Source organism: Parafrankia elaeagni (assembly GCF_000374165.1).
GTDB classification, from domain to species: Bacteria; Actinomycetota; Actinomycetes; order Frankiales; family Frankiaceae; genus Parafrankia; species Parafrankia elaeagni.
On sequence record NZ_KB893670.1, the window covers coordinates 153,450 to 171,875 of the forward strand.

The window sequence follows — 18,426 nt, forward strand, 5'->3', positions numbered from 1 at the left end:
ACGCTACCGCCGAGGCAGGGGCCACACCGGGCCCCGGTTCCCCATCAGTGACCATCGACACCGCCACCGCACACCCGCCGGTGGCGGCAGAACCCACGCGACGGCCCGGCCGACCACGCTCGATGCCCCATGGCGGCGCGCGCCGCCGGTCAGCCCCCGCCAGCCCGCGGCGCAGGCCGTGACGGCACCCTCGGGGACGCTGCCATCGGCGGCAGGGCCGTCAGGCCGCGCCGGGCCTTCCCGACCACGGCGACGACCACCGGCGTCAGCACGCCGATCCCGAGGAAGAGATAGCCCGTCGCCGACGCCTTGAGCAGAAGATCACCCTCGGTCCGCGACGAGGCCAGCGCGAGGACGATCGGCAGCCAGCCGATCAGGATGATCATCGCTCCGAGTCGGGTACCGGTCAGCCAGCGGACCAGCAGCGCCGCACCGGCGTTGCCGACCAGCGCCATCAGCAGGCCGACCGAGATCAGGAAACCTCCCGGCCGCGGCCCGGCAGTCACCAGGACCACCCCGTACAACCCGAGCACGAACCCGGCGAGGACGCCGAAGGCGTAGGACCCGCCGAGGAGGACCCGTCCCGGCGCGTGCGGGCCGGCAGCAACCGATGCGACCGGCGGAACCGGCGGAACTGATTGGACGGACGGGGCGGCCGGGACGGGCTCGCTGCCGGGAGCGGCCCCCCTCGTAGCGGGGGCGGAGCCGCTTCTGCCCGTGGCGGCTCCGCCCCCGCTACGGGCAGGCCTGCCGCGGGCAGCCTTGCCGGGGCCTGAGCTGGGGCCGGGGCCACGGGTCGGACGGGGCATTCTCCGACAGTAGGCCATGGACCGTTCGGTTCGAGCGCCGGCGGCGAACGGGTGATCGACCCGCGTCCCCTCCTCAGCGGACGGCGAGCTCCACCGGCACGGCGACGACGTCCACGAGTGCCCCGCGCCGCCAGACCGTCATCTCCACCGGTTGCCCGATGGTGTCCTCGGAGAGGAGCCGCTGCAGATCACCCGGCCCGGCCACCGGCGTCCCGGCCACCGAGAGGACGAGATCGTCCGCGAACAGGCCGGCCCGCCCCGCCGGGCTCCCCCGCACCACCTCCGCGAGGCGCAGGCCGTACCGCTGCCCCGTCCGGCCGGCGAGGCCGGACGGCAGTGGGACCCGCGCGCTGGCGACCCCGAGGTAGGCGCGGCGGACCCGCCCATCCCGGATCAGCGCGGCGAGGATGTGCCGGGTGGTGCTGTTCACCGGCACCGCAAGGCCCAGCCCGATACCGGCGACGGCCGTGTTGACGCCGACGACCCGGCCGTCGTCGGTGACAAGCGCACCGCCGGAGTTCCCCGGGTTCAGCGCGGCATCGGTCTGGATCACCTCGTCGACGACACGCACCGCGGAGCCGGAACGGGTCGGCAGTGATCGGTTCAGTGCGCTGACGACACCGGCGGTGACGCTCCCGGTCAGCCCCAGCGGGTTGCCGACGGCCACGACCAGCTGGCCGACCCGCAGGGTGGCCGCGTCGCCGAGCTGGGCCGGCGCCGGCGTGGCCCCCCGGGCCCGCAGGACGGCGAGGTCCGACAGCGGATCGGCGCCGACGAGGTCGACGGCCCGCTCGGTCCCGTCGACGAACTCCGCGGTGCCGACGGACGTCCCAGCGTGGTTTCCCTCGACGACGTGGGCGGAGGTGAGAAGGAAGCCGTCCTCGGTGAACAGGACGGCGGAGCCGGCGCCGGGGCCGCGCGGGGTGCGGACCCGCAGGCTGGCCACGCTCGGGGTCACCTGTTCGGCCACCCGGGTGACGATCCTCGAGTAGGCGTCCAACGCGGCGTTGTCGGCAGCGGCAGCGGCGTCAGCACCGGCGCCGGCGGACTCACCCGGGCCGCCGGGTCGGCCCGGCTCCGCAGGGCGGCCGGGTTCGGCCGGCTCCGCAGGGCGGCCGGGTTCGGCCGGCTCGCCCCCAGGGCGGGGCACCCCCCGGTTACGGAACATCGGTGCCGCCCTCGGGGATGACGGTCACGCCCGGGGTTTCGAGGGGCGCGAGCCACCCCTTCGGGCTCGGGCGGGCGCTGCCGTGCTGGGCCATCCGAACCTCCTCGCACTGATTACAGCGTTGCATCTGTATCAACGACTGCACCTGAGAAGGACATGCCGCCCTGGCGTCCACCCTCGGCGGAAACACCACTTACGTGGACGGACCAGCGGCGACACGGCGGCGCTGCACCACGGCTGACGGGTCGACGCGGTCGGCGGGCCGGCGGGGCCGGCGGGGCCGGCGGGTCNGCGCGGCAGCGGCAGGCCTGCGAAGAGATCGCCCTCACGTGCGCCCGGCTCGGCGCCGGACTCACCGCGGGTGAGAACGAAGTGTTCCGCGGACCAGATGCGCTGGCCGATGCCGTCGGCGAGCGCGAAGAAGAAGCCGTCGACGGCCATCTGCGTGCGGTGGGCGCGCATCGCCGCCAGCTTCGCCGGCAGGAACTCCTCCGCGCTGATCAGCGTGGTGATCCTGTCGTCCGGGACGGCGAGCGGGACGTCGTCCGCCGACTCGGCCTCGAACGGGTTGTTCCCCGGCGAGTGCTCCCGGAAGTAGTCGATGCTCGCCTGCACGACCGACTTCGGCATCGCGGTCTCGTAGAGCTTGGCGATCTGCCAGGGCGGTCCGGCATCGGGCGCGAACTCGGGGTCGGCGGCATCCGTGAAGGCACGGACGGACACATCGTGAGCCCGGATGTGGTCCGGATGCCCGTAGGCGCCGTTCGCGTCGTAGGTGACGAGAACCTGCGGCCGGACCTCCCGGACGACACGGACCAGGGCCTCCGACGCCTCGTCCAGGCTCGCCTGCCACAGACAGCGCGGATCCTTGTTGGCCTCGGTGCCCATCATGCCGCTGTCGCGCCAGCGGCCGGGACCGCCGAGGAAACGCTGGTCGGTGATCCCGAGCTCGGCACAGGCCCGCGCGAGCTCGCCGATGCGGTAGCCGCCGAGCTGGTCACCGCGGTCTGCCCGCAGGTTGATCAGGTCGGGGACGAGCACCTCACCGACCTCGCCCAGCGTGCAGGTGACAAGCGTCACGTGCGTGTCGTCCCGGGCGGCGTTGGACGCGATGGTCACCCCGGTCGAGATGACCTCGTCATCCGGGTGGGCGTGAACGAACAGCACCCGGCGGGGCGGCTGAAACGGCACCGTTTCGACGGTTTGTGTCACGGCACGACCCTACGTGGGCCACCCGCGCCACCCCCACCCGCGCCACCGCATGGGGCGGCGCAGGTGGGGCGCCGGGTTGGTTGGTTGGGCCGGGTACGGCGCGTGCGGTTCGGGGCTGGCGGGCGCCGTCAGCCGGTGCGGCGGCGCGAGCGCAGCTTCTCCCGCTCCGACGCGGTCAGCGCGACCTTGCGCAGCCGCACCGTCGCCGGGGTCACCTCGACGCACTCGTCCTCGCGGCAGAACTCCAGCGCCTGCTCCAGCGAGAGCTGCCGGTGCGGCGAGAGCCGGACCAGCTCGTCGCCGGTCGAGGAACGCATGTTGGTGAGCTTCTTCTCCTTGGTCGGGTTGACGTCCATGTCGTCGGCCCGGGAGTTCTCACCGACAATCATGCCCTCGTAGACCTCGGTCGTCGGCGCGACGAACATCGTGCCGCGCTCCTGCAGGTTGAACAGCGCGTACGCGGTGGCGACGCCGGACCGGTCGGCGACCATCGAACCGGTCGGGCGGGTGCGCAGCTCGCCGAACCAGGGCTCGTACCGGTCGAAGACATGGTGGAGCAGGCCGGTGCCACGGGTCTCGGTGAGGAACTCGGTGCGGAACCCGATGAGGCCACGGGCGGGCACCAGGTACTCCAGCCGGATCCAGCCGGTGCCGTGGTTCACCATCTGCTCCAGCCGGCCCTTGCGCAGCGCCAGCAGCTGGGTCAGGACCCCGAGGTACTCCTCGGGCGAGTCGATCGTCAGCCGCTCGACGGGCTCGTGGATCTTCCCGTCGACCTCCCTGGTGACCACCTGGGGCTTGCCGACGGTCAGCTCGAACTCCTCGCGGCGCATCAGCTCGACGAGGATCGCGAGCGCCAGCTCGCCGCGGCCCTGCACCTCCCAGGTGTCGGGACGCTCGGTCGGCAGCACCCGGATGGACACGTTGCCGACCAGCTCGGCGTCCAGCCGGTTCTTCAGCAGGCGCGCGGTCATCTTCTTGCCGGACTTGCCGGCCAGCGGCGAGGTGTTCACGCCGATGGTCATGCTGATGGACGGCTCGTCCACCGTGATCACCGGGAGCGGGCGGGGATCCTCGGTGTCGGCCAGCGTCTCGCCGATCATGATGTCGGGGATGCCGGCGATGGCGATGATGTCGCCGGGGCCGGCCTCCTCGGCCGGGACCCGCTCGAGCGCCTCCGTCATCAGCATCTCGGTGATCTTCACCCGCTGCTGGCTGCCGTCCACCCGACACAGGGTCGCGGCCTGGCCGCGCGTGATCGTCCCGTTGTGCACCCGGCACAGCGCGAGGCGGCCCAGGTAGGGCGAGGCGTCGAGGTTCGTGACCAGTGCCTGCAGCGGCGCGCCCTCGACGTACGACGGGGCGGGCATCGTCTCCAGCAGCAGGTCGAACAGCGGCTTGAGGTCCGGTGAGTCCGGGCTCTGGCCGTTCTCGGGGCGGGTGATGGACGCCCGGCCCGCCTTGGCGTTGCAGTAGACGATCGGGAAGTCGATCTGGTCCTCGTCGGCGTCGAGGTCGAGGAACAGCTCGTAGGCCTCGTCGACGACCTCGCTGATACGCGCGTCCGACCGGTCGACCTTGTTGATGACCAGGACGACGGGCTTGCGCGCGGCGAGCGCCTTGCGGAGCACGAAGCGGGTCTGCGGCAGCGGGCCCTCGCTCGCGTCCACCAGCAGCAGCACGCCGTCGACCATCGCGAGGCCCCGCTCGACCTCGCCGCCGAAGTCGGCGTGGCCGGGAGTATCGATGATGTTAATGGTGACGTCACCGAAACGTACCGCGGTGTTCTTCGCGAGAATGGTGATGCCCTTCTCGCGTTCGAGGTCCATCGAGTCCATGACCCGATCGGTGGCCTCACCGCGCTCTCCGAACGCGCCGGACTGCCGGAGCATCGCGTCCACGAGAGTCGTCTTGCCATGGTCAACGTGGGCAATGATGGCGACATTGCGAAGGTCAGCGCGTACGGGCACGGTGGTGAGCTCCGGGGAAACGTGGGGCTTCAGGGCTCGAACCTTGGACCCCGAAACGGTTCGTCAGATGAAGGACCGCGATCTTCGACGCGCCACCCAGGGGGTGGCCCCGCCCGGGTGTACGACGTCCACACCGCCGCGGTCCATCTCCATGGTACGGACTCGCCGCGACACAGCGCGCGCGGCGGACCGTCACCGTGCCCACGAACCGTCCACCGGATCCACCGGATCGGCGAGCTCGACCCGCAACGCGTCGACGAGCGGGGCGTCCGCGGGGATCCAGGGCACGTCGTCGAGTTCGTCCACACCCAGCCAGCGCAGCGCGCCGTGCTCGACGGCGACCGGTGTGCCGCCGCTCACCCGGCCCAGCCACAGCCGCATCCGCCAGCCCGGCCGGGGCAGCGCGATCTCCCCGAACAGGCGACCGGTCTCGATCTCCACCCGGAGCTCCTCGCGGCACTCCCGGTGCAGCGCCGCGAGCTCGTCCTCCCCCGGCTCGACCTTCCCGCCGGGAAACTCCCACAGCCCGGCGAGCTCCGGCGGGGACGTCCGCCGGGCGGCCAGGACCCGCCGGGCGCTGTCGACCAGCGCGACCGCGACGACCAGCCGCCCCGGTCCGCCGGGACGCCCCTGTGCTTCCTCCGGTGTGCCGACCACGGTCCGGACTCTCCCAGAGCCGGGCGGGCCCGGACCCCCGGACCCCCGGGCCCGCCCACCGGCCGCTGCCCACCGGCCACCGGCCACCGCGTGTGGATCTGGCGGAGCCGGCCCGCGGGTGGCACGATCCGCGCGAGGTGCGGGACCGGTCACAACGCAGCCGGACGGCCACGGACCACACACGAGGCCACCGTTCGCCTCACACGGATCACCGCTCACCGAGGAGTCCCGGATGCCCACACGACTGGACAACAGCGCTGTCGCCACCTCCCTGGAGGCCCTCCCGGGCTGGATCGGCGACGCCGACCGGATCCGCCTGGAGATCCTCGTCGACGGCGAGGAGGCGACCGCCGTCGTCGACGAGGTGATGCGCGCGGCGGACGAGATGGATCATCACCCGGTTGTGGAGCACGGCCCGGGCAGCACGACCTTCACCGTCTGGACCCACTCCGCCGGCGGGGTGACCGAGCTCGACATGGAGCTCGCGCGCCGGATCTCGGCGATCCTGCGCTCCGCCGGCATCACGTTCTGAGCCGGCATCACGTTCTGAGCCGGTCCCGCCTTCTGAGCTGGTCCCGCGCTCCGAACCGGCGTTGGTTCCGGGTCACAGGACGGGCATCGTCGTGAAGGCTCCGCCCGGCCCACACGGGATCGGCGTCACCGCCAGCACCGCCCCCGGGTCGATCGGGCCGTACAGGTGCGGGAACAACACGTCACCGCGGTCCGCTGGCCCGGCGGCCGGCTCCCAGCGGAGCGGAGCGGACAGCCGCTGCGGGTCCACGACGACCAGCAGCAGGTCGGAGCGGCCCGCGTAGTACAGGTTTGCCGTCTCCAGCAGCCGTTCCGGGGCGGAGAAGTGGATGAAGCCCTCGGTGTCGAGGCTCGCGGGACGGTAGCTGCCCGCTCCGGAGGCCCACTCGTCCCGCCCAACCAGATGACAGATCATCCGTTCGTCACCCGTTCCGCTTCGCCGTTCCCCCGGACGAACCGCACCTTACGCGGCCGGTCCCCCACCCCGGGAGCCCCAGATGCTGCGACTCTGGAGGCATGGACGATTCGAGCCAGCCCGGGTCCGGGCGGATCACCGGGGTCGACCTCGCCCGGGGCGTCGCACTGATCGGCATGGTTGCGACCCACGTCTACCCGGCTTTCACCGACACCGGGTCGGACGATCCGGCGGTCTCACCCGCGTTCACTCTCGCCGCGGGACGATCCTCCGCGGCGTTCGCCGTCCTCGCCGGGGTGGCCCTCGTGTTGTCCACCCGCCGGAGAACCGCTGCCGAGGCCCGGCTCTCGGTCTTCCTGCGCGCGCTCGGTGTCGGGGTGATCGGGCTGGCACTCGCCTACGCCGATTCGGGCATCGCGGTGATCCTGGTCTACTACGCGTTGTTGTTCGTGCTGGCGCTGCCGCTGCTGCGAGCGGCCGTCCCGGTCCTGGTGACGGTCGCTGTACTGGCGATGACCGCGGTGCCGGCCGTCAGCCAGGCCGTCCGGGACGACCTGCCAGCCTCGGACCTGTCCTCGCCGAGGTTCGACGACCTGGCAGAATCGGGACATCTGCTGGCGAAGCTCACCATCAGCGGGGTCTACCCCGCCCTCGCCTGGCTGGGCTACCTCTGTGTCGGCATGGCCGTGGCCCACGCGGACCTGCGGTCACGCGCGGTCGCGGTGCGGCTGTTCGCCGGCGGCCTGCTGCTCGCCGCCGTGGCCAGCGGGACGTCCTGGCTGCTGCTCGGGCCACTCGGCGGAAGCGGCGAGCTCGGAGACCCGGCTGTGATCTCCGGGGTGGGAAGCCTGCCACAGGGCTGGTTCATCGACTCGGGCCTGTACGGGACGACGCCGACGGACACCGCCTGGTGGCTGGCGGTCGACACACCGCACTCGACGACGCCGTTCGACCTGGCGCACACCACCGGGACGGCGCTGGCACTGCTCGGGCTGGCGCTGCTGGTCGCCCACGTCCCGCTGACCCGCCCGATCGCGGCTCTCGGCGCGATGACCCTTACCTTCTACGCGCTGCATGTGGTGGTGATGTCCACGGACGTTCTGCCCACGGACCCGACCAGGGCGTACGTGCTGCAGATCATGGTGGCCCTGGCTGCTGCCACCCTGTGGAGAACCACCGGGCGCCGCGGACCGGCGGAAGCCGCCGTCTCCGTCCTCCCCCGGGCGGCTCACCTGCTGCGTCACACCCAACAGCCGACTGTCGCGGCCGGGCGGGGTATCTGACCGACAGGGCCGAGAAGGGCGCTGTCGGGCAGCCGCCCGCGGTCAGACGTTGAAGCGGAAGTCGACGATGTCGCCGTCGGCCATCACGTAGTCCTTGCCCTCCATGCGGACGCGGCCGGCGGCACGGGCAGCCGCCATCGAACCGGCCGCCATCAGGTCGCCGTAGGACACGATCTCGGCCTTGATGAAGCCGCGCTGGAAGTCACTGTGGATCGTGCCGGCGGCCTCGGGCGCGGTGGCACCGGCCGTGATCGTCCAGGCGCGGGACTCCTTCGGGCCGGCCGTGAGGAACGTCTGCAGCCCGAGGGTGTGGAAACCGATGCGGGCCAGCTGTGCCAGCCCGCTCTCCTCCTGCCCGAGGGACGCCAGCAGCTCGGTGGCGTCCTCCTCGGGAAGCTCGATCAGCTCGGCCTCGACCTTCGCACAGAGGACGATCGCGTCGGCCGGAGCCACGAGCTCGGCGAGCTCCTTGTGTCGGCCGGGGTCCGCCAGGACGTCCTCGTCGACGTTGAAGACGTAGAGGAACGGCTTCGCGGTGAGCAGGAACAGCTCCCGCAGCGCGGCCCGGTCGACAGACCGCTCGCTGGACAGCGGACGCCCGGCGTCGAGAACCTCCTGGGCCGCCTTCATCGCGGCCACCAGCGGTTGCTTCGTGCGGTCGAGCCGCGATTCCTTCTCCAGCTTCGGCAGCCGGGCACCGATGGTCTGCAGGTCGGCCAGCACCAGCTCGGTGTTGATGGTCTCGATGTCGGACGCCGGGTCGACGTTGCCCTCGACATGGACCACATCGGGATCCGAGAAGACCCGGACGACCTGACAGACCGCATCCGACTCGCGAATGTTGGCCAGGAAGCGGTTACCCAGACCCTGCCCCTCCGACGCGCCCCTGACCAGGCCGGCGATGTCGACGAAACTCACCGTGGCGGGCACGACCCGCGCACTGGAGAACATCTCGCCCAGCTTCGCCAGCCGCGGGTCCGGGACGCCGACGACGCCCACGTTGGGCTCGATCGTCGCGAACGGGTAGTTGGCCGCCAGGACCTCGTTGCGGGTGAGGGCGTTGAACAGCGTGGACTTGCCCACGTTGGGCAACCCGACGATGCCGATCGACAGACCCATGACCGAGCAGTCTACGGGTGATCGCCCCGGTCACCGCCGCCGGTGCGGTACAGCGGCCGGTGCGGTACAGCCGCCGGTGCGGTACAGCCGCCGGGCCGCGGCGGCCCCGGGCGGGATGGCCGCATCGCGACCCGGGTGCCCGGCGGCGGCACCATCGGTCCATTCGGGTGCACCTTCTTCCCGACACGACAGGAGCGGTCACCGAAAGTGTCGACGACGCCCCCGACCACGAGCGCCGTCCGACCTGGTCCCAAGCACTGCGCGACGCGGCGCGCTCGCCCCCGACCCGGTGGATCGGGCCGCTTCCGCACGGTCATCCGCGCAGAGCCGCGCCATCCCGCGCAACCACCGCACCCGCGCGGGACGCGCCCGCCGTGGCCTGACACGCCACGGCAATTGGTAGCGCATCGTGCATAAAGGTATGCCCAAAGTGCAGCGACCAGGACGCGTTCGTTCTCCGGCCCATCGCCCTGACGCAGTCGCAATGTCGGAGCGGTACCTTGCCCTGGTGAGTACGCCGCCTCACCGGCAGTCCGCCGGATCGCCCGGCAGGCCCGGCCGCGGCCGCGCGCCGGATGACGCGTACCCGTCCAACCCACGCCCACGCTCTGGTGCCCCGGAACGCACGACGCTCGTCACCGGAACCAGGCGCGGGCTCACCGCCCTGGGGGCGGCGCTGCTCGTGGTCATTGCCGGCAGCGTCGGTGCCGTTGTCGATTCGCTGCTCTTCGACAATCTTCGGTATGTCTTCGGGGTCCTCTTCGTGGCCTCGTGTGTGCTGGCGATCGCGCGGGTCCACGTCGACGACCTGATCGGTGTCGTGATCATGCCGCCGCTCGCCTACGCACTGATCACTGTCATTGTGGGGTTCCTGAACCCCGCGGCCGGTGACGGCAGCACCGGCCTGCGCAACCGCGCGATCGACATCGGCTCCGAGATGATCCTGCACGCTCCGGTGCTGCTGGCCGCGGTCATCCTGGTGGCAGCGCTGGCCGCGGTGCGCGGCCGGCGCGCGCAGATCGCCCGCCGCGAGCGGCAGCGCTCGCTCGCCCAGTCCGCGGCGGCCCGCCGCCGCCGACCGCTGTAGCCTCCCCGTCCCCGGCCGGCCTCTCCCGCCCCGCGGCGGGCATCAACCCCTCCCCACGCCCGGGCCGAGCCAAACCCACCCATCCCGGAGGGCTACTCCGTCGCCCGGATCGCCCGAGCCCGGAGGGTGCGCCAGCCGCGCCGTCCCGCCCTGTTCCACACCGGCGTCGAACAGGGAGTTTTCCGCGACCGGGGACACACACCAAGGCGCCACCGGAACGATTCGTCCAGATTGTTCACGGGTTAGCACTCTCGGGCTTTCCTCAGGCCAGGACCGCCCTCCACCACCATTGGGCACCCGAGGGTAGGCAGCACAACAATCGGTTGGGCTGATCCGTGGGGTACTGTCAGTCCGTGCCCACCAACACGCCGAATTTCCAGGGTCGCGCCCCGCGCTCCTGGTGGCGTACGTGCCGGTGCGGCCACAGAGATGATTTGCACCGGCATTACCGACCGGGAAGCGACTGCGGCAAATGCGGGTGCCCGCGGTTCACGCGCCTTCAGCGCCGTTTCGGGCGGGTGGGAGCACCCCCGCCCTAGCCGCTTCCCGCCGGCGGGCGTCGGCGGTGGCCGCGACAGCGCCGCTCTCGACACTGTCGGCCGGTCGCATGAGCCGCCGGCGGCAATCCGTGCGACACGACCGTCCGGCCCGTCCACCTGGCACCGCTAGCGGCCCCAGCCCCACGAACCGGCGTCAGGTGCTGGTGTCGGCCAGTGCCGATGCGCACCACACCGCGGGTCACAGCGGAGATCCGCGGCAGAGGTGACGGCGTCCGCGCTTCACAGCGGAGACGGCGACGACAGGATCATCACAGCTCTCCGACCGTCATGCGGCACAGAGTTAACGAAAAAATGATCTAACTTGCAAGAATGAGGCGCACCAAAGGCCGACCGAGGCCGGGAAATGGCTCCAATGTCCCACACGGAAGAGCCGTCGACGACCTTTCATTTTCCGCTTACCTCTTGACACAGATCTGTCAGCCGTAACGGCGTCGCTACACCCAGCAACCACCCATGCTAGATTCCGCAGGACGCCAACCGGTTACTTTCCGCGATATGAGCCGACCCGGCGAGAACGGGTGGCCCGGGGACCGCTGGAGGGGCGATAGTGTCTTCCCCACAATCCGTCACCACAGCTGAGTACAAAGAATTCAAGGAAGGCCCGGCCAAGGTCGGGCCCGCACAGCCCGCACAGCCCGCGCCGGTGAGCACCCGGCACCGCGGCCGTGCCGGCACGGCCAGCCGGCCTCAGCCGGTCCCGATTCTCCGCTACGACGTGGCCGCCGATCCCACCGGGCACGTCCCGCGCCGATCGACCGTCACCCCGGCCGTGTTCGCCCGGCACCGCCGCATGATCCAGCGATCCAACCGCCGGTTCATGACCGTCTCCGAGTACTGCGCGGCGTTGCGCTCCGCCGAGGCACCGGCCGACGCGCTCGTCGTGACCTTCGACGGCGACCGGGCGGCGACCTTCGTCGCCGCGCGTGAGCTGGCCGAGCGGGGCCTGGCAGCCACCGTCTTCGTGACCACCTCCCGGCTCGGAGCGCCCGGCATGCTCACCGAGGCGGAGGTCCGCCGCCTGCACGAACTGGGCGTCGAGATCGGCGCGAGCGGCCACAGCGGCCGGCGCCTCGACGAGCTGCACCGCTCCGACGTGACCGCGGAAATCACTCTGTGTCGGCGGCGGCTGGCCGCCGTCACCGGCGAGGAGCCGCGGTCGTTCGCCTACCCGCGCGGCGGGTGGGACCCGACCGTCCGCCAGCTCGTGATCGCCGCCGGCTACAGCGCCGCCTGCGCGGTCGGGGAGGCACTGTCGCATCCGGGAGACGATCCGTTCGCACTCACCCGGCTGACCGTCGACGGTGGCCTCGCCGACCACCGTGTGCGCGCCTGGCTGAACGGCATCGGCCGCACGCTGCCGCGCACGGTCCAGCCGGCGTCGCGCTTCCGGCTCGTCCCCTCCACGATCGGCGTGCGTATTCCGGCCCGGCTCAGCATCGCCTACCGTCCGCGCTTCGCGCCACGCGCCGCGGAGGGAACGCACCTGCCCACGTCGGACCGGCCCGGACGTCCACAGCAGTGAGTACTCCGGCGGCAGGCCGGCGGCGCGGGCCGGTGGATCCGACAACCCCGACAGCATCCGCGGGGCCGACCGTGCCCGCGGATCCGACCTGCCGCCCGGACCTGATCGAGAACATCGGCCGCACCCGGGCCACCGGCACGGCGAGAGAAGCAGGCACAGGCGGGGATGCAGGCGCGAGCAGCGGCACCGGCACCGGCAGAGAGCCCGGCACCGGCAGAGAGCCCGGCACCGGCCGGGAGACCCACGCCGGGGGGAAAGTGAGCACGGGCCGGCGCACCAGCGCCGCCACGCGCGGTGACGCGCGCGGTGACCGGGACCTGGGCACCGGTTGGGCCTGGCACGCGGCCTGGACCGGGAACGCCGACTGGGCCGGCACCGCGGACTGGACGGAGTACGCGGCTCGCGCGGACTGGCCCACGCGGGTGTCGCGGGCCAGTCGGACGGCCGCGGCGAGCCGAGCGGTGGCCGTCACCTCCCAGGTGGCGGCCCTGCTGCTCGCCGCCGCCTTCTGGGGTTTCGCGGCGCACCGGGTGCCGGCCCCGGTCCTCGCGGTCGACACGGCCGCGGCACTGTGTGTGTGGCTCGTCGTGCAGCTCGCGCGGGATGCCACCGCCGGCGCCGGTGCGCACCGCCGGCTACGCGCGGGCCTGCTCGCGGCCTGCGGCGCCGCGCTGCTCGCCGGAGCGAGCGGCTGGCTGATTCCCGGCCTCGCCTTTCTCGGCGTGAGTCCTGGCTTCCTCATTCTCCTTCCGCTGGCCGCGGCCAGCGGAAGCCTGTGGCAGGGCCGGCCGCGGGGGCCGGCCGGCCCCCGCGGCCGGCTGGATGCCGAGGCACTCGGTGGCGTGGCGGTCGGCCTTGCTCGACTGGGCACAATCATCGCCCTCAGCGACACCGGCGCGAGCCAGGCGCATCTGGCTCTGCTCGCCTGGCTGGCCCCGGTCGCGCTGGCGGCCGGCCCACGGTGCGGATGGCTGCTCTGGCAGTCCAACGCCGCCCAGCGGCCAGCGTCGTTCCCCGCGCCGACACGGCGGCTGGCAGGACGGGCCCGGGCAGCCCGGCCTCACCTGTTGCGGGCCCCGGTGGGGCCGGTCGTGGCGGCACGGGCCGCCGCGGGGCAGCTCCTGGCCGGCGGCGCGGTCTGGCCGATGGCTGCGACCGCGCTCGTCCTGCTCCTCGTCGGCCGCCAGGCGGATGCCGCCTCGGGCGCGTTCGCGCTGGCGGTGTTCGTCATCCTGGCCGTCGGCCGGCTGGTCGAGGGGCACGGGCCCGCGGTGCTGCCGGGAGTGGCCGTGGCGCTGGTGGCCGCTCCGCTACCGTGGGCCGCCCTCGGCCCGGAGCACGTCGCTGCGGGGACCGCCTGCTGCCGGCTGCTGCTGCTGATCGTGGTGATCGATGCGGTGACGGCCGCGGAGCCCGCGGCGGCCCGGACCCGGCCACACGCCGTCGGAGCCCTGGCGGGTCTCGTCACCCTCGTCGCCGTTCTCCCGGCGGCGGCCTCCGCCTACGGGGTGGCGGGTTGGGCGCTGGCACTCCTGCTCGGGCGGTTCGTCGCCGCCGTTCCGGCGATGTCCCGCCGCCCCGTCCGGCCCACGTGGCTGCACACCCCCGCACCCGCCATCACCGAGAAGACACGTCGAGTGACGTGACGTAACGTCGCTGGGGTGGACAGGCAGCCGGTCGCGCGGGTCCTCATCATCGAGCAGGGCGAAGGCCTCTGGGGTGCCCAGCGCTTCGTCCTGCGGCTCGCCCCGCTGCTGGAGCAGCGCGGGATCGAGCAGATCCTGGCCGCCCCGGCGGGCAGTGCCACGGCAGCGGCCTGGCGGGCCGCCGGCCGGGAGCACGTCGTCCTGCCGGTCCCGGTGAACCGGGCGCTGCGCCGAGGCGACGGCCGCCCGAGCGCGCCGCTCGCCGCCCGCGAAGCGGTCCGGACCGTGGCCACCGCGGTCCGGACGGCGCGGATCGCCGGCCGGCTCGGCATCGACGTCGTGCAGGCGAACAGCCACTGGTCCCACCTCGAAGCCGCACTCGCCTCGGCGGCGTGCCGGCGGCCGGCGCTGCTCGTCCTGCACGAGGAGAACGAACCCGACCTGATCGGACGACTGCGCGGCGTGGCCGTGCGGGCGGCAGCCCGCACGGTCGCCGTCAGTGACGCCGTCGCGGCCTCGCTGCCCGACTGGGCGGCCGGGCACACCGTAGTGATCCGCAACGGCGTCGACACCGATGCGCTGCGCCCCGGCCCGGCGGACCCCGGTGTTCGGGCCAGCCTGTCCACCGACCCCGCCGCCCCGCTGGTCCTGGCCATGTCGCGGCTCGACCCCCGCAAGGGCATCGACAAGGTGATCCGGGCGGTGGCCGCGCTGCCCGACCACCTGGCGTCGACCCGGCTGGCCGTCGCGGGCGCTCCCAGCCTCGATCCGACGTCCGGGACGTCCCTGCGCCGGCTGGGCGCCGAGCTGCTCGGCGACCGGGTCGTCTTCCTGGGCGCGCGGTCCGACATCGGCGATCTGCTGCGGGCCAGCGACGTCCTCGTCCTCGCCTCCAGCCTGGAGGGGCTGCCGCTGAGCGTGCTGGAAGCGCAGGCCTGCGGCCGGCCGGTGGTCTCCTTCCCGACCTCAGGAATCCCCGAGGTGATCACGGACGGCGCCACCGGCCTGCTGGCCCGCCAGGACGATGTCGACGATCTCAGCGCCGGAATCGCAAGAGTGCTGGGCGACCAGACGCTCGCCGAGCTGCTCGGCGCCCGGGCCCGGGCCAGCGTCGTCGCGCACCACACCCTTGCCGCGCAGGCCGATGCGATGGCCGGGACGCTGATCAGCCTCGCCGGCCGAGTCCGCCACCCGGGACGGGCTGGCGGCACCGCACGACGCCGCCCGACCCGCGGGAGGCCACTGCCCGACGGGGGCCGACGCCCGGACCCGAACCTGGCCTGCTCGAACGGGCTGCTCGAACAAGCTGACCGGACAGGCTGACCGGACGGGGTCGGCGGGGTGATCAGACCGGCGGGTACGGCCCGCGCGCCCTCGGGTCGGTGGTGGCCGTGCGGAGGCCGGGCGCCGTCCCGGCGACACGCCCGGGGCCGGTCGTGCCCGCGGCGCCAGCCGTGCGGACGTCCCAGCCCCTCCGCCCGGGGCGACCCGGCCGATCGGTGCGGTCGCGGCCATGGCGGGCAGTCAGCGCCGAGGCACCAAGCGCGGCCGGGGAGACCGGTACGTCGTCGCGGGTCGGCGAGGTGCGCAGCACGACGTCCGCGATCGGGCTGGTCACCCCCAGCCAGTACCGTTCGTTGCGGTAGTGGTGCAGACGATGGCCATGCCACACCCGCCGGTAGTAGCGGCCCGAGGGGCGGATGCCGGTGTGGATGAGGAAGTGCGTCCAGTCGTAGGCCAGCGCGCCGAGGCCGAAGCAGACGGCGACCGTCCCTGCTGCCGGCGGGGCCAGCGCGGCCACCGCCACGCCGGCCGCGGCTCCGGCCGTGACCTCCCGGGGCCGCAGGAACATCGTGTCCAGGTTGGTGGGGTCACGGTGGTGCTGCTCGTGTCCGTGCCCGGCGAGCTGGTAGCCGATCGACCCCAGCCGCCCGCCCGGCCTGGCGTGCAGCAGCCCGCGGTGAACCCACCACTCCACGAACGGCTGCGCACCCAGGCAGACGGCGGCGGTCACCGCGTCACGGCGGCGGATCGGGCCACGCAGCGCCCGGACGGCCGCGACCGCACCGACCGCACCGAGGAGGACCGGCGGCCGTGGGTGCCCGAGGAACCGCCGCAGGGCCGCGGGCATGGTCGTCACCTCGGCCGCGCTGCCGTGCGGCCCCGGCCGGTCGAGCCGGGCCACCGCCCGCCCCACCGGGCCGCCACCGGCCGGACGCCCCTGCCCGGACCGCGCCCCGCCGGACCGCCGCAGCAGTTCAGGACGCCGCAGCCGATCAGGGCGCCATCGCCCGGGTCGCCGCCGGCCACCGGGCGGTGTGGATGCCGCCGCGGCGGCGGAGCCTCGGGCCGTGTCAGCCATGGCCCGAGGGTAGGAGACTAGAAGGGCACGGTCGAGTAGGCCTGCAGCTTCGTGAGCTGGTGCTGGCTGTCGACGCGCCGGATGGTGCCGGAGCGGGAGCGCATGACGAGCGACGAGGTGTTCGCCCCGCCCGGCCGGTACCGGACCCCGGCCAGCAGCTCCCCGTCGGTGATGCCGGTCGCCACGAAGAAGACGTTCTCGCTGTCGACCAGGTCGCGGGTCTGCAGCAGGCGGGTCGGGTCGTGGCCCGCCTCCAGCACCTTCGCCCGCTCCGCGTCGTCACGCGGCCACAGCCGGCCCTGCACCACACCGCCGGTGCAGGTCACGGCACAGGCCGCGATGATCCCCTCCGGAGTGCCGCCGATACCCAGCAGCAGGTCGACGCCGGTGTCGGCGGAGGCGGCCATGACCGCGCCGGCCACGTCACCGTCCGAGATCAGCTTGACGCGGGCACCGGCGGCACGGATCTGGTTCACCAGCTCGGTGTGCCGCGGGCGGTCGAGAACGACCACCGTGACGTCACGCGGCAGGATGCCCTTCGCCTTCGCGACCGCGCGGATGTTGTCCTCCACCGGGGCGTCGATGTCGACGACGCTGGCCGCCTCCGGCCCGGTCACCAGCTTCTCCATGTAGAAGCAGGAGCTGGCGTCGTACATCGAGCCGCGCTCGCTGACCGCCATCACCGACACCGCGTTGTTCATGCCCTTGGCCGTCAGGGTCGTCCCGTCCACCGGGTCGACGGCGACGTCGCAGTCCGGGCCTTCACCGGAACCGACCTCCTCGCCGTTGAACAGCATGGGGGCCTCGTCCTTCTCCCCCTCGCCGATCACGACGACTCCGCGCATGGACACGGTCCCGACGAGCCGGCGCATCGCGTCGACCGCGGCCTGGTCGGCACCGTTCTTGTCGCCGCGCCCGACCCAGCGGGCAGCGGCGAGCGCGGCGGCCTCGGTCACGCGGACCAGCTCAAGCGCGAGGTTCCTGTCCGGCGCCTGGCCCTGGACGGCGAGAGATACGGGTACGGAAGCGGTCTCGGCAGCCACGGGAGGAGCGTAGTTGGCCGGAGCGCCGCGTGCCGATGGTAACGCTCCAGCACCAGACGACAGCGATCCGACACCAGGCGTCAGCAGTCGGCCCGGCGCCGATGACGGCTCCCCCACAGGCCCGCGCGGGCCCGTCGGCCGACCGCGGGGGCCGCCCCGCACCCATCGAAAAAAATCTTCGATGGGTGCGCAACCTTCGCCGGACGTGCCGCGTCAAACAGGTCGATACGGGTGGCCGTCACGCGGAGGGGGCGTGACGGCCACCCGCAGCTGTTTCGGTGCACACAGCCGTTTCCGGTGCACACAGCCGTTTCCAGCGCACACAGCCGTTTCCGGACCAGAGCCTCCGGCTCAGGAAGTCGTGCCGACGGCCGCCGTGACATCGATGGGGCGGACCGCGGCGGCGAGCGTCCGCAGATCGGCCAGCTCCGCGGCACCCGGACCGCCGCCGTCGTCGATGATCGTGGTCACTCCGTCGACGATCCGGGTGAGCGCCAGGTGGCCGCGGTCGTCCCGCCGCTCCTCCCAGCTCTCGCCGGCGACGTCCACCGAGCCGGTGACCGGGCGGTCTCCGAGAATGGCCTGCACCGCGTCGGAGGCGTTGCTCTGCAGGAACCGGGCGAAGGTGCGGTCCTCGGGCCGGTCCACCACGTAGCCGATCGTGATCCTCGTGGTGTCACCGTCGCTGGTGCCACCCGACGGCAGGATCATCCGGATGGACGTCGGCTTGAACAGGCCCGGCAGGTCCCTCGGGGCCGAGGCCGGGTAGGGCGCCTGGCGCGCGTACGGGACCAGGGTGGTCTCGACGTCGACGACCTTGACCTCGGGATCCTCCGTCCCCCGCGGCATCGCGAAGACGAAGAAGACGGCGACGGCCGCCAGCACCACGCCGAGCGAGAGCACCATGTCCCGAACTGTTTCCTGACCGCGTTGACGCGCCACGCCCTCATCTTCCAGATCAGACGGCCGCACCGGCCCCGGTCGGGCCACCGGCTCGGCGACCGTCACCCACGGCCCGCACACCCGACCCTACGGCCCGCCG

Annotated in this window: 15 protein-coding genes and 1 pseudogene; 6 read left to right on the forward strand and 10 right to left on the reverse strand. The window is 72.9% G+C overall.

Annotated features, from left to right (window positions below):
- Positions 1-149 precede the first annotated feature (149 nt).
- The 5 genes and pseudogenes from B207_RS42700 to B207_RS0100690 all read right to left on the reverse strand — a co-directional run bounded on the left by B207_RS42700 (position 150) and on the right by B207_RS0100690 (position 5,816).
- Entirely contained in the window at positions 150-827 is a 678-nt protein-coding gene (locus tag B207_RS42700; RefSeq protein ID WP_154675062.1) for a DUF6113 family protein, read from the reverse strand.
- A gap of 55 nt (positions 828-882) precedes the next feature.
- The gene (locus B207_RS0100670) at positions 883-1,977 is read right to left on the reverse strand and encodes a S1C family serine protease (RefSeq protein ID WP_084691937.1); all 1,095 of its coding nucleotides are present in this window, start codon (positions 1,975-1,977) and stop codon (positions 883-885) included.
- 297 nt (positions 1,978-2,274) lie between these two features.
- Positions 2,275-3,189, reverse strand: a pseudogene (gene mshB, locus B207_RS0100680) (N-acetyl-1-D-myo-inositol-2-amino-2-deoxy-alpha-D-glucopyranoside deacetylase); the annotation flags it as partial.
- A 128-nt stretch (positions 3,190-3,317) separates the two neighbouring features.
- A complete protein-coding gene (typA, locus tag B207_RS0100685) occupies positions 3,318-5,159 on the reverse strand; it encodes a translational GTPase TypA (protein ID WP_026310526.1) in 1,842 nt (613 codons plus the stop codon).
- Between the two features lie 192 nt (positions 5,160-5,351).
- Positions 5,352-5,816, reverse strand: coding sequence for a (deoxy)nucleoside triphosphate pyrophosphohydrolase (locus B207_RS0100690; RefSeq protein WP_018634582.1), 465 nt, complete (start codon positions 5,814-5,816; stop codon positions 5,352-5,354).
- Positions 5,817-6,048: 232 nt separating this feature from the next.
- On the opposite strand from B207_RS0100690, the gene B207_RS0100695 reads away from it, so the two are divergent.
- Positions 6,049-6,348 (forward strand): 4a-hydroxytetrahydrobiopterin dehydratase, encoded by a 300-nt coding sequence (locus B207_RS0100695; protein WP_018634583.1) that lies wholly within the window; start codon positions 6,049-6,051, stop codon positions 6,346-6,348.
- 72 nt (positions 6,349-6,420) lie between these two features.
- On the opposite strand, the gene B207_RS0100700 is transcribed toward B207_RS0100695, so the two are convergent.
- Positions 6,421-6,762 carry a DUF952 domain-containing protein gene (locus B207_RS0100700; RefSeq protein WP_018634584.1) on the reverse strand — a complete coding sequence of 114 codons (342 nt, stop codon included), beginning with the start codon at positions 6,760-6,762 and terminating at the stop codon, positions 6,421-6,423.
- 101 nt (positions 6,763-6,863) lie between these two features.
- On the opposite strand from B207_RS0100700, the gene B207_RS0100705 reads away from it, so the two are divergent.
- The gene (locus B207_RS0100705) at positions 6,864-8,045 is read left to right on the forward strand and encodes a heparan-alpha-glucosaminide N-acetyltransferase domain-containing protein (RefSeq protein WP_018634585.1); all 1,182 of its coding nucleotides are present in this window, start codon (positions 6,864-6,866) and stop codon (positions 8,043-8,045) included.
- Between the two features lie 42 nt (positions 8,046-8,087).
- Here the strand turns inward: B207_RS0100705 and ychF are convergent, their stop codons facing one another.
- Positions 8,088-9,164, reverse strand: coding sequence for a redox-regulated ATPase YchF (gene ychF / locus B207_RS0100710; protein WP_018634586.1), 1,077 nt, complete (start codon positions 9,162-9,164; stop codon positions 8,088-8,090).
- A gap of 484 nt (positions 9,165-9,648) precedes the next feature.
- On the opposite strand from ychF, the gene B207_RS0100720 reads away from it, so the two are divergent.
- From B207_RS0100720 to B207_RS0100735, 4 genes are all read left to right on the forward strand, one after another.
- A complete protein-coding gene (locus tag B207_RS0100720; protein ID WP_018634588.1) occupies positions 9,649-10,251 on the forward strand; it encodes a DUF6542 domain-containing protein in 603 nt (200 codons plus the stop codon).
- A 1,107-nt stretch (positions 10,252-11,358) separates the two neighbouring features.
- Positions 11,359-12,333 (forward strand): polysaccharide deacetylase family protein, encoded by a 975-nt coding sequence (locus tag B207_RS0100725; protein WP_026310527.1) that lies wholly within the window; start codon positions 11,359-11,361, stop codon positions 12,331-12,333.
- A gap of 71 nt (positions 12,334-12,404) precedes the next feature.
- Positions 12,405-13,979, forward strand: a complete 1,575-nt coding sequence (locus tag B207_RS0100730) for a hypothetical protein (protein ID WP_026310528.1) — start codon at positions 12,405-12,407, stop codon at positions 13,977-13,979.
- 15 nt (positions 13,980-13,994) lie between these two features.
- Positions 13,995-15,302 (forward strand): glycosyltransferase family 4 protein, encoded by a 1,308-nt coding sequence (locus B207_RS0100735; protein WP_018634590.1) that lies wholly within the window; start codon positions 13,995-13,997, stop codon positions 15,300-15,302.
- 22 nt (positions 15,303-15,324) lie between these two features.
- Here the strand turns inward: B207_RS0100735 and B207_RS0100740 are convergent, their stop codons facing one another.
- The 3 genes from B207_RS0100740 to B207_RS0100750 form a co-directional block, all read right to left on the reverse strand.
- Complete coding sequence (locus B207_RS0100740; RefSeq protein WP_018634591.1) at positions 15,325-16,176, reverse strand: sterol desaturase family protein; 852 nt, start codon at positions 16,174-16,176, stop codon at positions 15,325-15,327.
- 182 nt (positions 16,177-16,358) lie between these two features.
- Positions 16,359-17,384 carry a class II fructose-bisphosphatase gene (gene glpX, locus B207_RS0100745; RefSeq protein ID WP_026310529.1) on the reverse strand — a complete coding sequence of 342 codons (1,026 nt, stop codon included), beginning with the start codon at positions 17,382-17,384 and terminating at the stop codon, positions 16,359-16,361.
- 351 nt (positions 17,385-17,735) lie between these two features.
- A complete protein-coding gene (locus B207_RS0100750; protein ID WP_084691939.1) occupies positions 17,736-18,326 on the reverse strand; it encodes a DUF4245 domain-containing protein in 591 nt (196 codons plus the stop codon).
- Positions 18,327-18,426 lie beyond the last annotated feature (100 nt).

Bases quoted from the DNA above. Each gene is read 5' to 3' on its own strand.
- B207_RS0100700 (WP_018634584.1), bottom strand. From the start codon at position 6,762: ATGATCTGTCATCTGGTTGGGCGGGACGAGTGGGCCTCCGGAGCGGGC.
- B207_RS0100720 (WP_018634588.1), top strand. From the start codon at position 9,649: ATGTCGGAGCGGTACCTTGCCCTGGTGAGTACGCCGCCTCACCGGCAG.
- B207_RS0100670 (WP_084691937.1), bottom strand. From the start codon at position 1,977: ATGTTCCGTAACCGGGGGGTGCCCCGCCCTGGGGGCGAGCCGGCCGAA.
- B207_RS0100695 (WP_018634583.1), top strand. From the start codon at position 6,049: ATGCCCACACGACTGGACAACAGCGCTGTCGCCACCTCCCTGGAGGCC.
- B207_RS0100705 (WP_018634585.1), top strand. From the start codon at position 6,864: ATGGACGATTCGAGCCAGCCCGGGTCCGGGCGGATCACCGGGGTCGAC.
- ychF (WP_018634586.1), bottom strand. From the start codon at position 9,164: ATGGGTCTGTCGATCGGCATCGTCGGGTTGCCCAACGTGGGCAAGTCC.
- B207_RS42700 (WP_154675062.1), bottom strand. From the start codon at position 827: ATGGCCTACTGTCGGAGAATGCCCCGTCCGACCCGTGGCCCCGGCCCC.